The sequence below is a fragment of the Kitasatospora sp. NPDC002227 genome (genome assembly GCF_040296285.1).
Taxonomy (GTDB): domain Bacteria; phylum Actinomycetota; class Actinomycetes; order Streptomycetales; family Streptomycetaceae; genus Kitasatospora.
In genome coordinates, this window is record NZ_JBEOWY010000008.1 from 1 (window position 1) to 13,160 (window position 13,160).

At 75.8% G+C, this 13,160-nt stretch carries 13 protein-coding genes; 8 read left to right on the top strand and 5 right to left on the bottom strand.

Annotation, left to right across the window (positions count from 1 at the left end; genetic code table 11):
• Positions 1-117 precede the first annotated feature (117 nt).
• The 4 genes from ABT095_RS09340 to ABT095_RS09355 all read left to right on the top strand — a co-directional run bounded on the left by ABT095_RS09340 (position 118) and on the right by ABT095_RS09355 (position 4,316).
• Complete coding sequence (locus ABT095_RS09340) at positions 118-261, top strand: VenA family class IV lanthipeptide (RefSeq protein ID WP_158702126.1); 144 nt, start codon at positions 118-120, stop codon at positions 259-261.
• Positions 262-489: 228 nt separating this feature from the next.
• Positions 490-2,106 carry an ATP-binding cassette domain-containing protein gene (locus ABT095_RS09345; RefSeq protein WP_350528719.1) on the top strand — a complete coding sequence of 539 codons (1,617 nt, stop codon included), beginning with the start codon at positions 490-492 and terminating at the stop codon, positions 2,104-2,106.
• Between the two features lie 229 nt (positions 2,107-2,335).
• On the top strand, positions 2,336-4,057 hold the full coding sequence (locus ABT095_RS09350) for an ATP-binding cassette domain-containing protein (protein WP_350528720.1): 1,722 nt from the start codon (positions 2,336-2,338) through the stop codon (positions 4,055-4,057).
• Between the two features lie 103 nt (positions 4,058-4,160).
• Entirely contained in the window at positions 4,161-4,316 is a 156-nt protein-coding gene (locus ABT095_RS09355) for a hypothetical protein (protein WP_350528721.1), read from the top strand.
• Between the two features lie 16 nt (positions 4,317-4,332).
• Here the strand turns inward: ABT095_RS09355 and ABT095_RS09360 are convergent, their stop codons facing one another.
• Positions 4,333-5,322, bottom strand: coding sequence for an ArsR/SmtB family transcription factor (locus ABT095_RS09360; protein ID WP_350528722.1), 990 nt, complete (start codon positions 5,320-5,322; stop codon positions 4,333-4,335).
• 74 nt (positions 5,323-5,396) lie between these two features.
• Between ABT095_RS09360 and ABT095_RS09365 the strand changes: the two genes are divergently transcribed.
• The gene (locus tag ABT095_RS09365; RefSeq protein ID WP_350528723.1) at positions 5,397-6,617 is read left to right on the top strand and encodes an MFS transporter; all 1,221 of its coding nucleotides are present in this window, start codon (positions 5,397-5,399) and stop codon (positions 6,615-6,617) included.
• 267 nt (positions 6,618-6,884) lie between these two features.
• On the opposite strand, the gene ABT095_RS09370 is transcribed toward ABT095_RS09365, so the two are convergent.
• Positions 6,885-7,859, bottom strand: a complete 975-nt coding sequence (locus tag ABT095_RS09370) for a helix-turn-helix transcriptional regulator (protein ID WP_350528724.1) — start codon at positions 7,857-7,859, stop codon at positions 6,885-6,887.
• A gap of 98 nt (positions 7,860-7,957) precedes the next feature.
• On the opposite strand from ABT095_RS09370, the gene ABT095_RS09375 reads away from it, so the two are divergent.
• The gene (locus ABT095_RS09375) at positions 7,958-8,491 is read left to right on the top strand and encodes a DinB family protein (RefSeq protein WP_350528725.1); all 534 of its coding nucleotides are present in this window, start codon (positions 7,958-7,960) and stop codon (positions 8,489-8,491) included.
• A gap of 4 nt (positions 8,492-8,495) precedes the next feature.
• On the opposite strand, the gene ABT095_RS09380 is transcribed toward ABT095_RS09375, so the two are convergent.
• Together ABT095_RS09380 and ABT095_RS09385 are read right to left on the bottom strand one after the other, a co-directional pair.
• Positions 8,496-8,948, bottom strand: coding sequence for a hypothetical protein (locus ABT095_RS09380; protein WP_350528726.1), 453 nt, complete (start codon positions 8,946-8,948; stop codon positions 8,496-8,498).
• A gap of 31 nt (positions 8,949-8,979) precedes the next feature.
• The gene (locus ABT095_RS09385; protein ID WP_350528727.1) at positions 8,980-10,059 is read right to left on the bottom strand and encodes a Zn-dependent alcohol dehydrogenase; all 1,080 of its coding nucleotides are present in this window, start codon (positions 10,057-10,059) and stop codon (positions 8,980-8,982) included.
• 172 nt (positions 10,060-10,231) lie between these two features.
• Between ABT095_RS09385 and ABT095_RS09390 the strand changes: the two genes are divergently transcribed.
• Positions 10,232-11,536 carry a M48 family metallopeptidase gene (locus tag ABT095_RS09390; protein WP_350528728.1) on the top strand — a complete coding sequence of 435 codons (1,305 nt, stop codon included), beginning with the start codon at positions 10,232-10,234 and terminating at the stop codon, positions 11,534-11,536.
• A gap of 67 nt (positions 11,537-11,603) precedes the next feature.
• A complete protein-coding gene (locus tag ABT095_RS09395) occupies positions 11,604-12,242 on the top strand; it encodes a class I SAM-dependent methyltransferase (RefSeq protein WP_350528729.1) in 639 nt (212 codons plus the stop codon).
• Positions 12,243-12,264: 22 nt separating this feature from the next.
• Here ABT095_RS09395 and ABT095_RS09400 read toward each other — a convergent pair whose 3' ends face one another.
• The gene (locus tag ABT095_RS09400; protein ID WP_350528730.1) at positions 12,265-13,008 is read right to left on the bottom strand and encodes a nucleotidyltransferase domain-containing protein; all 744 of its coding nucleotides are present in this window, start codon (positions 13,006-13,008) and stop codon (positions 12,265-12,267) included.
• Between the last annotated feature and the right edge of the window lie 152 nt (positions 13,009-13,160).

The window sequence follows — 13,160 nt, forward strand, 5'->3', positions numbered from 1 at the left end:
TGCTGCGCGACCAGCCGGACCTCTCCGGGCTGCCGGTGGAGCTGGTCGACCTGGTCCGGGCCTGCATGCGGCCCGCCCCCGAGCACCGGCCGACGACCGACAAGGGGAGGAAACACCATGCAGAACTTCACCGACTTCGAGACCGACCTCGCGGCCCTGCAGGAGCTGCCGGAGACCGAGTCCGTCGAGCTGACCGGCCAGGGTGGCGGCTGCCAGTACACCTGCCTGATCCTGACCTGCCTGCTCTTCACGATCGCCTAGTAGGTCTCCGATCGGCCGTGCCGCTCCCCTGCGGGGGTGGCACGGCCGATCACGTGTATCCGGGCCCAGGGCTCTTGGCGCGTGCTGTCGGCGTGCGACAGGGAGGCCCTCGTGGCGGAGCTGCTCGGGCCCCGCGAAGGAGGGCGCGTCCCGAGGGGGCACCTCCCGGCCGAAGGCTGGGGGAGGCAGGGACCCGGTGGGAAGTGTCGGACAAGCCCGGAAGGGGAAGTGAGCGGCGTGCGGGGCTGGCGGGTGGCTTTGGGGGTGGCGGTGCCGGTGGAGGCTGCGGCCACGCTGGCCGTGCCCGGCGTGGTGGCCGGGGCGATCGACGGTGGCAGGGGGGTCTGGGCCGTGGCCGGGGTGCTGGTGGCGGGGGCGGTGGCGAGTGCGGTCGCGGCGGCCGCCGGTCCGGCCTGCGGGGCGGCGGCCACGGTGGAGCTGCGCAGCCGGCTGCTCGGGCACGTGCTCGCGCTCGGCCCGGCGCAGGGCCGGGCACCCGGCGATCTGACGGCCCGGCTGGTGGGCGCCGCCGCCGACGCCGGCGGCGGCTTCGCGGCCCGGCTCGGCGCGGTGGCCGCGCTGCTCACCTCACTGGGGGCGGTGGTCGGCCTCGGGGTGCTCTCGCCCTGGCTGGCGCTGGCCTTCTTCGCCGGGGTCGTCCCCGGGGTGGTGGTGATCCGGCTCTTCCTGGTCCAGGCCGGTACGGCTTTCCAGCGTTACCAGGAGGTGCAGTCCCGGCTGGCCGCCGGACTGACTCAGGCGCTCGGCGGTCTGCGCAGCATCCGCGCCGCCGGGGCCGAACAGCGGGAGACCGCACGGGTGTTGCGACCCCTGCCCGAACTCTCCGCCGCCGGGCACGCGTTGTGGGCCACCCAGCGGCGGACCGTCTGGCAGGCCACCGCGCTGGTGGCCGTGGTGGAGCTGGCGGTGCTGGGCACGGCCGGGCTGCTGGTCGCACACGGCACCCTGCCGCCGGGGGCGCTGGCGGCAGCGGCCGGGTGGACGGCGCTCGGGGTCGGCTTCTTCGAGCAGGTCGAGGCGCTGGCCGGGGTGGCCCACGCGCGGGCCGGGCAGGCCCGGGTGGACGAGGTGCTGGCCGATCCTCTGCCATCGCTCGGTTCCAGAGAACTTCCGGACGGGCCTGGCGAGTTGGTCTTCGAGGAAGTGGTGGTCCGGGAGGGCGGGCAGGTGCTGCTCGGGCCGCTCTCGCTGACCGTGCCGGGCGGGCGGACGGTCGCCCTGGTGGGGCGGTCGGGCTCGGGCAAGTCGCTGCTGACCGAGCTGGCCGGGCGGCTGCGGGAGCCGAGCGAGGGGCGGGTGCTGATCGACGGCGCGCCGGTGGACGGCCTCTCCGTCGAGGCGCTGCGGCGGGCCGTCGGGTACGCCTTCGAGCGGCCGGTGCTGGTCGGGGCCACCGTGGCGGAGGCCCTGGAGGGGGCGGGCGCCGAGCAGCTCCGGGCCGCCCGGGCCGACGGCTTCCTGGCCCGCCTCCCGGCCGGGCGCCGCACTCCCCCGCACGAACTCCGACTCTCCGGCGGCGAGTTGCAGCGCCTCGGCCTGGCCCGGCTGCTCGGGCAGGGCCCGCGCGTGATGGTCCTCGACGACGCGACCTCCAGCCTCGACCTCGCCACCGAGCACCAGGTCTCCCAGGCCCTGGCCGAGACCACCCGGGGCCGCACCCGCCTGATCGTCGCCCACCGCGCCCGCGCCGCCGCCGAAGCCGACCTGGTCGCCTGGCTCGACCACGGCCGCCTCCGCGCCCTGGCCCCGCACGCCACCCTGCTCACCGACCCCGCCTACCGCGCCACCCTCGCGGGCGCCCACCTCGAACAGGAACTCTCGTGACGCACGCCACCGGCCGGAGCCCGGGCCACCTCCGCAAGTTGCACTCTCCAGGGGCGCGGGGAACTGCGCGAGTGCGGAAGACGACAGGTCTCTGCCTTCCGCCCTCGCGCAGTTCCCCGCGCCCCTTGCAAAGTGCAACTGGCTCTCTGCGGAAGCGAACTGCCACGCCTCTTCCGGCTTCGCGCAGTTCCTCGCGCCCATGGAGAGTGCAACTCGCGGAGGTGGCCCGGTGAAGGTCTCTCCTGGTTGGGCGCTGCTCGGGCGGCAACTGCGCAGTACCCGGCCCGCCGTGGTGCGGGTGCTGGTGTGGTCCGGGGTGGAGGCGCTGCCCGCGCTGCTGGGCGGGTTGTTGGTGTCGGGGGCGGTGGACCAGGGGTTCCTGGCCGGACGGCCGGTGGTGGGGTGCGGGTGGCTGGCCGGGCTCGGGGTGGCGTACGGGGTGCGGGCGTACGCGACCCGCGCGGCGTTCCCGTACGTGGCGGCCGTGGTGGAGCCGCTGCGGGACGCGCTGGTGGCCAGGGTGGTCGGCAGTGCGCTCACCCGGCCGGAGCCGGACCCGGCGGCCGTCGCCCGGCTGACCGAACAGGTCGAGTCGGTCCGGCAGTTGACCGCCACCCTGCTGCGCACCCTGCGCGGGGTGGGCATGACACTGGCCGCCGCCCTGCTCGGCCTCGCCCTGCTGGCTCCGGTCACCATGCCGCTGGTCCTGCCGCCGCTGCTGCTCGGCGGGCTGCTCTTCGCCAGGCTGCTGCGCCCGCTGCTGGCCCGCCGCCGGGCGGTCGTGCTGGCGGACGAGCGGGTGGCGGCGGAGACCACCCGGGCCTTCGAGGGCCTGCGGGACATCGCCGCCTGCGGCGCACAGCAGCGCGTCGGGGCAGCCCTGACCGCCGCTGTCCGCGAACAGGGCGCAGCCGTGCGGGCGTTGGGCCGGGCCACGGCACTGCGCACGCTCGCCGTGGCGCTGGCCGGCCGGGCCCCGGTGCTGGCCGTCGTGCTGGCCGCCCCCTGGCTGGTCCACTCCGGCCGGCTCACCCTCGGCCAGGCGCTCGGCGTGGCCGCCTACCTGCTGCAGCAACTGGAGCCGGCGGTGCGGACCTTGGCGGGCACGGTCGGCGGCTGGGTGCTGGAGCTGGCCGTCACCCTGGACCGCCTGGCCACCCTGCCGGGGGCCGCCGCCCAGCCCCCGGCAGCCGTACCAGCCGTACCAGCCGTACCAGCCGCATCTGACGCGACCGTCCGGGTGCGCGGGCTCGGGCATGCGTACGGGCCCGCCGCGCAGCCCGTGCTCGACGATTTCGAGCTGGAGTTGGCGCCCGGGGAGCACCTGGCGGTGGTCGGGCCGAGCGGTACCGGCAAGTCGACCCTGGCGGCGCTGCTGGCCGGGCTGTTGGTGCCGCAGCGGGGAGAGGTGCTGGTCGGCGGCGTCCGGCCGCACGAGGTGACCGGGCCGGAGCGGGCCGGGCTGCTGGCGCTGGTGCCGCAGGAGGCGTACGTCTTCACCGGGACGGTGCGGGAGAACCTGTGCTGGCCGGCCCCGGTGGCGCCGGAGCTGCTGGCGGAGGTGGTCGAGCTGCTCGGCGCGGGTGAACTGGTGGCACGGCTGGGCGGGTTGGACGCGGAGCTGGGCGAGGGGCTGTCCGCCGGGGAGCGCCAGCTGCTCGCCCTGGTGCGCACCTACCTCTCCCCCGCGCCGGTGGTGATCCTGGACGAGGCGACCAGCCGGCTCGACGCGGCCGCCGAGGCCCGGGTGGAGGCGGCCTTCGCGGCCCGCCCGGGCACCCTGGTGGTGATCGCCCACCGGCTCGGCTCGGCGCTGCGCGCCGATCGCGTCCTGATCCTCGACGCCGGCCGCGGCGTCACCGCCCGCCACGGCGACCTGCAGGTGCTCTCCCCCCGCTACCGCGACCTGGTCGGCCACTGGCGCAGCCAGGACACGGCCACCGCCTGCTGACCGCGGAACCCCTACCCGCCCCGGACACGTCAGCGGGCAGGCGATTCGGGCCGCTATGGTGGCCCACGTACCAGGACCCTTTGCACGGAGAAGACGAACGACGATGTCCGAGACCCTCACCGACACCCCCGAGCACGAGACCACGGCTCCCGGCACCGACGAGGCCTCCACCCCGGACGCCCCGCACGGCCGCCACCGCGGCTCCACCGCACCCGACGACACCGCCGAGGCGGACCCGCACGGCCGCCACCGCCGCTGACCAACAAATCCGGCCCCTACCGGGGCCGTTCGCCTGCCAACTGGTCTCCCGCCGCCGTGCGGCGGTAGACCACGCGGCGGCCCACCCGGGCGTTGGTGACCAGTTCGGCATCCCGCAGCACCGCCAGGTGACCGCCGATCGTGCCCAGCGACACACCGAGCTGGGCGGCCAGTTCGCTGCTGGTCGCCGGGCGCTCCAGCTCACGCAGCACCGCGGCCCGGCCACGCCCGATCAGCCGGTCCAGTGCCCCCGGCGGGCGCTCCGCAGGCAGGGCCGCCTGCTCGGCGCCCGTCCCCCGCGCGGGGTACACCAGCGCGTACCGGCCGGACGGCGCCTCCCCCAGCCAGGTGCCGCTGCAGGCGCTGACCGGGACGAAGAGCAGGCCGGCCTCCCCCACCTCCCGGACCGGCCCCGGCCGGGTCGTGAAGCGGATCTGGTCGGCGCCCACCCAGGCGCTGAACTTGTTCATCCGCTCCAGCGCCCTGGGCCAGCCGTACGCGGCCAGCAGACCCGCCCGGTAGGTGACGTCCCGTTCGAGCAGGGCCCGGCGGCGGGGCCAGTCCGCGGCGATGTGCCGCCGCCAGACCTCGCCGAGCAGCTCGGCGGTGCGCGGCGCCAGGTCACGGCCGGTCAGCCAACCGAGGTCGTGGCGCTGCCAGCTGTGCTCCACCGACCGCGCGAGATCCTCCCGCACCCGCTCGTCCGGCACCGCCGCCAGCCGCGCCAGCTCCCCGGCCAGCGCGGTCCGCATGCCGCCCTCCGGTGGGAAGGTGACATACGTGGGCAGCCACTTGGTGGAGCCGACCAGGGCGACCAGACCGCGGGCGAACGGGTCGGCCGCGAGCAGCTCCAGATAGGCGGCGTGGTGCCGGGCGTGCCAGGGCGCGATCCAGGGGTCCACACAGGCGCGGCTGAGCAGGATGGCCGAGGCCAGCGTCTCGGCCATCGGGGAGAGCGCGAACCGGGAGTGCGCGAGCGCCGTGGGGGTCAGCCGCAGCAGTGACACCGACTCCCCCCCTTTCTTTCGCCTGGGGGCGAAAGAATAGTGCTCGCCGGACCAGGCCCACCAGACTCGGCCCGGTGACCACTCCACTCCCTTCACCCCTGCGCAGCCCTGCCTTCCGCCGGTTCTTCGCCGGGCGGCTGGTCTCGCTGCTCGGCAGCGCGATGGCCCCCGTGGCGCTGGCCTTCGCCGTGCTGGACGCCGCGCCCGGCATCACCGATCTCGGGATCGTGCTCGCCACCCGGACGGTGCCGATGCTGGCCTTCCTGCTGCTCGGCGGCGCGGCCGCCGACCGCTTCTCCCGCCGCACCGTGCTGCTGGTGGCCCATCTCGGCTCGGGGCTCACCCAAGGCGCCTTCGCCGTACTGCTGTTGACCCACCACTACACCCTCCTCTCGGCCTCCGCGCTCGCCCTGCTGAACGGCGTCCTGGCGGCCTTCACCTCCCCGGCGCTGCGCGGGGTGGTGCCGCAGCTGGTCGACCGGGAGCAGCTGCGGCAGGCCAATGCGCTGCTCGGCTCGCTGGCCAACGCCGCCAAGATCCTCGGCCCGAGCGCGGCCGGTCTGCTGGTCGCCGCCAGCAACGGAGGGGTGGCGGTGGCGGCCGACGCGGCCAGCTACCTGCTCGCCGCCGTCTTCCTGGCCCGCCTGCCCATCGCCGGCACCGCCGAACGCCCGAAGTCCCGGCTGCTGGCCGAACTCCGTTCGGGCTGGGCCGAGTTCACCCGGCAGGGCTGGGTGTGGCGGGTGACGACGGCATTCTTCCTGATGAACCTGGTGCAGACCGGCACCTGGCAGATCCTCGGCCCGCAGCTGACCAGGGAGGTCAGCTCGACCGCCGGCTGGGGGCTGCTGCTCAGCGTCCGGGGCGCCGGGATGCTGCTGGCCAGCGCGCTGGCCTACCGGCTGGCGGTGCGGCACCTGCTGCGGACGGGCGTGGCGGTGAGCGTGCTCGGCGCACTGCCGCTGCTCGCCCTCGGCGCCGGGCTGTCGCTGCCCGCCCTGTTGGCCGCCGCGTTCGCCGGCGGCTGCGGCTCGGGCCTGGCCGCCGTCAGCTGGGACACCTCCCTGCAGGAGCACGTGCCCGGCGAGGCCCTCTCCCGGGTCTCCTCCTACGACGACCTGCTCTCCTATCTCGCCATCCCCGTCGGCCAGTTGAGTGTCGGCCCGCTCGCGGCGGCGATCGGCGGCAGGGAGCTGGCCACGGTGACCGCCCTGCTCTACGCCGTCGCGGCACTGTCCCCGCTGGTCTTCACCAGCGTCCGCACCCTCCCGCACGCCGCCGCCCGTACCGCCTGAGCGGCACCCACCTGGCCGGTCGGCGGCTGCTCGGCCCCGAGCTCGACCGGCTGCCGACCGGCGGTGTCGCCGTCACCCGGGCCTGCGCCGCCCAGGGCCTCGGCCTGGCCCTGCTCCCCGAGTTCGCCGTCCACGACGACCTCGCCGCCGGCGTCCTGACCCGCCTCGCGCTGGCCGCTCCGGCGCTGCGCCTGCGCCTGGTCTGGCGCGCCGGCCGGGAGGCCGCCCCGGGCCTGCGGGAGCTGCTCTACGCAGCGGCCGCCTGACTCACCCGGCGGAGGCGGCCGCGCGGGCGAAGCGGGCCGACCAGTCGGCGAGGTGGCTGCGCAGCTCCGGCGGGGCGAGGACGCGGAACTCCGCGCCCAGGCTGCCGAGGGCCATCATCGGCCAGTCGAGGGAGTCGGCGGTCATCCGCAGCCGGCAGTGGCCGGGGGTGTCGCTCTCCTCGATCTCGCCCCAGCGGCCGACCTGGGCGCGGACGGTCTCGGCCGGGGCGGCGACCAGTGCCTCCACCAGGTACGGGCGCGGCACGCCCTCGATCCGGGCCCGGACGAACTCGGCGGCGTCGGCGGCCGGGAGCGCCCGGGGCCGGAAGCGGGCCCCGCCGCCCTGCGGCGTGCTGATCCGGTCGACCCGGAAGGTGCGCCAGTCCTGCCGGGTGAGGTCGTAGGCGACCAGGTACCAGCGGCGGTGCAGGCAGACCAGCCGGTGCGGCTCGACCAGCCGGTCGCTGCGGCGGCCGTCGGCGGTGGCGTAGCCGAAGCCGAGCTGCTCGCTGTCGCGGCAGGCCAGTGCGAGCACCGTGAGTCCGTCCGGGTCGACCGCCGCACCGGCCCCGCCGAACCGGTCGGCCACCGGCACCGTCATCGCCCGCAGCGCCTCCACCCGCCGCCGCAGCCGCCCGGGCATCACCTGCACCACCTTGGCGAGCACCCGTACCGAGGCCTCCGCGATGCCCTCCACCGCCCCCTCGGCCGCCGCCTGCAGCCCGACCGCGAGGGCCACCGCCTCCTCGTCGTCGATCACCAGCGGCGGCAGCGCGGCCCCGGCGGCCAGCTGGTACCCGCCGTCCACGCCGCGCTGCGCCTCGACGGGGTAGCCGAGCTCGCGCAGCCGGTCCACGTCCCGCCGCAGCGTCCGGACGGAGACGCCGAGCCGGTCGGCCAGCTCCTCCCCCGGCCAGTACCGGTGGGTCTGGAGCAGGGAGAGCAGCCGCAGCGTCCGTGCGGAGGTGTTCGCCATGGCGCCGATTCTCCTCGCAATTCAGGACAGGAACTGACCGGAGGTCTCCGTACCGTAGTTCTCGAAGGCAGACAGCGAACGAGCCGACGGAGGCCACCATGACCACGACCACCCCTGCCCAGCTGACCGGTGAGCGCGCCGACCTGCTGGTGGCCCTGGCCAAGCAGCGCAAGTTCCTCCGCCTGACCACCCGTGACCTGACGGACGAGCAGGCGGGGGCCCGCACCACGGTGAGCGAGCTCTGCCTGGGCGGCCTGGTCAAGCACGTGACCAACGTCGAGCGGCTCTGGGCGGAGTTCGTCGTGACCGGCCCCTCGGCGATGCCGGACTTCACCACCTGGACGGAGGAGGACTTCGCCCGCCGGGCCGACGAGTTCCGCCTGCTGCCCGGCGAGACGCTGGCGGGCGTGCTCGCCGCCTACGAGGAAGTGGCCGCCCGCACGGACGAGTTGGTCGCCACCCTGCCCGACCTGGACGCCACCCAGCCGCTGCCGAAGGCTCCGTGGTTCGAGGCCGACGCGAGCTGGTCGGCCCGCCGGGTGCTGATGCACATCGTGGCCGAGACGGCCCAGCACGCGGGCCACGCCGACATCATCCGTGAGGCGATCGACGGCGCGAAGAGCATGGGCTGACGGCTCAGCCCGGCTGCCTCGCCGTCCGCCGGGCCGTGCGGACGGCGAGGGCGGCGAGCAGCACCGTCAGCGGCACCTCCGCGACCAGGGCGAAGGTCCAGGCGGCGTACCAGTCGGCGCCGGCCAGGGCCGTCATGGTGTCGAACCAGGCGTCGATGCCGAAGAGCGTGGCCGAGGCGGCGGCGACGGGGGCCAGGTAGGCCGGGTGCTTCGGATATAGCAGGGCGGTGGCCAGCAGGCCGAGCAGTTCGAGGATGTCGAGCCCGATCCAGGAGCTGGACCAGTTGCGCACCTCCGCGTGCCCCTGCGGGTGCGCGCCCAGCAGGAAGATCCACACTCCCAGGGCCACCGCCAGCGCGACCAGCCCCAGGCGCAGCCGCCCCTCGTACCGCTGCTCGAAGATCTTCAACCGGCCCGCCCCCGTGATCCGTCCGGGCGCCCCCGTGCGCCCGCTCATGATCATCGTACGGGCGTCCGACCCGGGGAGGTCAGTCCAAGGTGAGCACCGTGCGCAGCGCCTCGCCGGTGCGCATCTGGGTGACGGCCTCGTTGACCTCGGCGAGCGGGAGGCGGTGGGTGATCATGCCCGCGAGGTCGAGGCGGCCGGCGCGCCAGAGGTCGACCACCAGTGCGGCGGTGCGGCGGACGTCGCCGCCGCCGTACATCGAGGTCAGCATCCGCTTCTCGTTGAAGAACAACTCGCCCATGCTGAAGGAGACCTGGTCGTCCTTGGCCCCGGCGCCGATCACCACCACGGCGCCGCCGCGCCGGGCCGCGTCGTAGCCCGCGCGGACGGTGGCGCCGCGGCCGACGGCCTCGAAGACGTAGTCGTAGCCGCCGGCCGCCTGGCTCTTCGCGGCGGCCTTGAGCCCTTCCGGCGCCACGGCGTCGGTCGCGCCGAAGGCCAGCGCCCGCTCCCGGCGGGACTCGACCGGGTCGACCACGGTGATCCGGGCCGCGCCGCAGATCCGCGCCCCCTGGACGGCGGCGATGCCGACCCCGCCCGCGCCGATCACCGCGACCGAGGAGCCGGGCTCGACCCGCGCGGTGTTGACCGCGGCGCCGACCCCGGTGGTGACCCCGCAGCCGATCAACGCAGCCAGGTCGTAGGGGAGTTCGTCGGTCACCTTGATCACGCTGTCCGCCGTGACCACCACCTCCTGCGCGAAGGTGCCGGTGCCGTAGAAGCCTGCGGCCGTCCGGCCGTCGCCGAAGGCGAAGCCCGGTGCGCCGAGCCGGCGCAGGCTGCTGACGCACAGGTGGGTGGCGCCCCGGCGGCAGAGCTCGCACACCCCGCAGGACGGCATCCAGCAGAGCACCACCCGGTCGCCCACGGCGACCCCGGTGACTCCCTCGCCGACCTCGACCACATCCCCCGCACCCTCGTGCCCCGGCACGAACGGCGCGGGCTGCGGCAGCACCCCGCTCATCGCGGAGAGGTCCGAGTGGCACAGACTGGTGGCGCGCAGCCGCACCCGCACCCGGCCGGGCCCGAAGCCCACCGCCTCGACGTCGTCGCGGACCTCGAGCTTCTCCTGGCCGGTCTCGTGCAGGACGGCAGCGCGCATGGTGACTCCCCGGACGTCGGCGGAACGCGCCAGCCGCACCTGCTAGAACGCGTTCTAGAAAGGCCGACCTTACCCACCCGTCCGCCGCCGCGCCACGGTGCCCCGCCCCGGCCCGCCGACCTGGGGAAAATCCCTCCACCGGATCTTCGCCGCTCTGGCATGATCGCTCACCATGTCGACCCCTGTCCTCCACGGCACCCGCGCCTGCCCCAGCTGCGGCACCGACCTCCCCGACTCGGGGAACCACGTCTCCTGGTGCCCCGCCTGCGAGTGGAACCTCTCCCCCGCCCCCATCGAGGCCACCCCGCACCGCACCCGCCGCCAGCAGCGCAAGGCGGCCCGCGCCGAGCGCCGCGAGGAGGCCCGGAAGAAGGCCGTCCGGGCCCGGGTCGAGCAGCTGTACGACGCCCTGGCCGCCGACCCGGCCGGCCGAGGCGGCTCGGCCGGGCTCGCCGCCCTGACCCTGGCGACCCTGATCCACCTGGCCAGCCTGGTCGCGTTCGCCGGCTGTGCGGCCCTGCTGGCGCTCGGCACCCTGCCGCTGCGGGCGGTCGGCCTGCTCGGGCTCGCCGTCCTCGCCGTCGGCACCCGCCCCTCCCTCGGGCGGGCCCCGGAGCGCGGCACCGTCCTCGCCCGGGACAAGGCCCCGGCGCTGTACGGCCTGGCCGACCGGGTGGCCCAGGTGCTCGGGGCGCAGCCCGTCCACCTGATCCGCACCAACGGCAGGTTCAACGCCTCCTTCGGCCGGGTCGGGCTGCGCCGCCGCAGCGTACTGACCATCGGCATACCGCTCTGGCAGGCGCTCACCCCCCAGCAGCGGGTCGCGCTGCTGGCCCACGAGCTCGGCCACTCCGTCAACGGCGACACCCGCCGGGGCCTGTGGCTCGGCTCCGCCCTGGCCACCCTGGACTCCTGGTACCGCATCCTGCGCCCGGCGCGGGTCCGTCGGGCCTCCACCCTCGACGTGCTCTCCAAGGCGCTGCTGCGCCCGGGCGCCTGGCTGGTGGAGCGACTGCTGCTCCTGCTCGACCGGCTGACCACCCGCTCCGGCCAGGCGGCCGAGTACCGGGCGGACGCCCTCGCCGCCACCACCGCCTCCACCGAGGCCGCCCGCGGCATGCTGGAGACCCTGCTGCTCGGCACCAGCGCCCGCACCGTGCTCGACCGCTTCCGCAACTCCGCCGTGGGCCGCGCCGGTTCGCGCCAGCGCCAGCAGCAGCCCGCCGACCTCTGGACGGCACTGGGCGACCACCTCGCCGCCGTGCCGCGGCTGGAGCGGGAGCGGCTGCTGCGGGTCTCGATCCGCGAGCTGGGCGCGGTGGACGTCAGCCACCCGCCGACCTACCTGCGGCTGCGGATGCTCGACCACCGGCCGGTCACCGAGGCCGCCGTGGTGCTGGGCACCGCCGAGGGCAGGGCCGTCGAGGCCGAGCTGGCCCCGGCCCGGGCCCGGGTCGCCGCCAACCTGCTCGGCTAGGGTCTGCCCCTACCGTCCAGTAGGGTCCCAGGGACCGTCCGCCGCCAGCGCCGCAGGGAGCAGCACCATGACCGACAGCCCGCGCCCCACCCCGGAGGTGCTCGCCGCCTTCGAACAGGCCACCGGCTTCATGCCGCTGGACGAGGGGCTCGCCCTGTACGCGGCGGCGGCCGAGGCGGCCGGCCGGACGGGCCTGCCGGTGCTGGAGATCGGCACCTACTGCGGGCGCTCGGCGATCCTGCTGGCGGACGCGGCCCGGGCGGCGGGCACCGTCGCCCTCACCGTGGACCACCACCGCGGTTCGGAGGAGCAGCAGCCGGGCTGGGAGTACCACGACCCGGGCCTGGTCGACCCCGAGGTCGGGCTGATGGACACGCTGCCGTTCTTCCGCCGCACCCTGCACCGGGCCGGCCTGGAGGACCACGTGATCGCCCTGGTCGGCCGCTCCCCGCAGATCGCGGCCGTCTGGGGCGGCCAGCTCGCCCTGGTCTTCATCGACGGCGGCCACACCGACGAGCACGCCACCGGCGACTACGAGAGCTGGACCCCGCACCTGGCCGACGGCGGCCTGCTGGTGATCCACGACGTCTTCCCGGACCCGGCGGACGGCGGCCAGGCGCCGTACCGGGTCTACCTCCGCGCCCTCGCCGAGGGCTTCGAGGAGCTCTCCGTCACGGGCTCCCTGCGGGTGCTGCGCCGCAGGTAGCCCGCTCGGCGGCCCTCGGAGCTCACCGGGCCGCGGTCGAGACCAGCACGCCGTGCCAGACCCGCCGGTAGCCCGCCGAGAGCGGGCCGCCGACCAGGTCGAGCACCGCCGCGGCGGCCGCGGCCAGCGGGGCCGGGTCGCCGGCTCCGCACAGGGTCAGGTGCCCGGCCAGCAGCGCGCCGCCCAGCTCGGCGTCGGCGGCCAGCAGCCGGCGGGGGAACCACTTGCCGCTGCCCGTCCAGGCCCGGCGGTGGTCGCAGAGCAGGTCGGCCGCCAGGGCGAGCACGTCGGCGCCGATGGCCAGGGCCTCGACCCGGTCGGTGGCGTCGACGAGGTCGGCCAGCAGATCGGTCAGCCCGTACCGGCGGGCCTGGACCACCTCGGCCGTGAACGGCGCCGGCCCGGCGGCCAGTTCGGCCACCGCCCGGGCCCGCGCGGCGGCGGCGTGGCCGTGCGGGTCGAACAGCGGCAGCCCGGTCGCGTACATGCTCTGCATGACGCCGCGCCGGCCGGCCAGATCGGCCGCCAGCAGCTCGACGAGACCCTCCCGGGTGTGGACGAACAACTCGGCCGTCCGCCCCTCGAACCGCACCGTCTCGCGGTAGGTCTCCCCGTCCGCGACCAGCACCGCCAGGTCGAGGTCGCTGCTCGCGGTCGCCCGCCCCGAAGCGGCCGAACCGGCCAGCACCACCGCGAGCGCCTCGGGGAAGCGCTCGGTCACCAACCGTCGGGCCTGGGCTACGAAGTCCGTGTTCACGACGGACACGTTCGCACACTTGCGCAGACTGCCGACAGGGGATTAGCTGCGCGGCTGATCGCCGATGGCCTACCGTCGACCGGGTGCCGACGTACCGGCGACCGGCTCCGGCCGGTACGGTGTCGGCGAACAACCCGGACGGTACGGCCGTGAACGACGCG

Bases quoted from the DNA above. Each gene is read 5' to 3' on its own strand.
- ABT095_RS09340 (WP_158702126.1), top strand. From the start codon at position 118: ATGCAGAACTTCACCGACTTCGAGACCGACCTCGCGGCCCTGCAGGAG.
- ABT095_RS09355 (WP_350528721.1), top strand. From the start codon at position 4,161: ATGTCCGAGACCCTCACCGACACCCCCGAGCACGAGACCACGGCTCCC.
- ABT095_RS09370 (WP_350528724.1), bottom strand. From the start codon at position 7,859: ATGGCGAACACCTCCGCACGGACGCTGCGGCTGCTCTCCCTGCTCCAG.
- ABT095_RS09375 (WP_350528725.1), top strand. From the start codon at position 7,958: ATGACCACGACCACCCCTGCCCAGCTGACCGGTGAGCGCGCCGACCTG.
- ABT095_RS09380 (WP_350528726.1), bottom strand. From the start codon at position 8,948: ATGAGCGGGCGCACGGGGGCGCCCGGACGGATCACGGGGGCGGGCCGG.
- ABT095_RS09385 (WP_350528727.1), bottom strand. From the start codon at position 10,059: ATGCGCGCTGCCGTCCTGCACGAGACCGGCCAGGAGAAGCTCGAGGTC.
- ABT095_RS09390 (WP_350528728.1), top strand. From the start codon at position 10,232: ATGTCGACCCCTGTCCTCCACGGCACCCGCGCCTGCCCCAGCTGCGGC.
- ABT095_RS09395 (WP_350528729.1), top strand. From the start codon at position 11,604: ATGACCGACAGCCCGCGCCCCACCCCGGAGGTGCTCGCCGCCTTCGAA.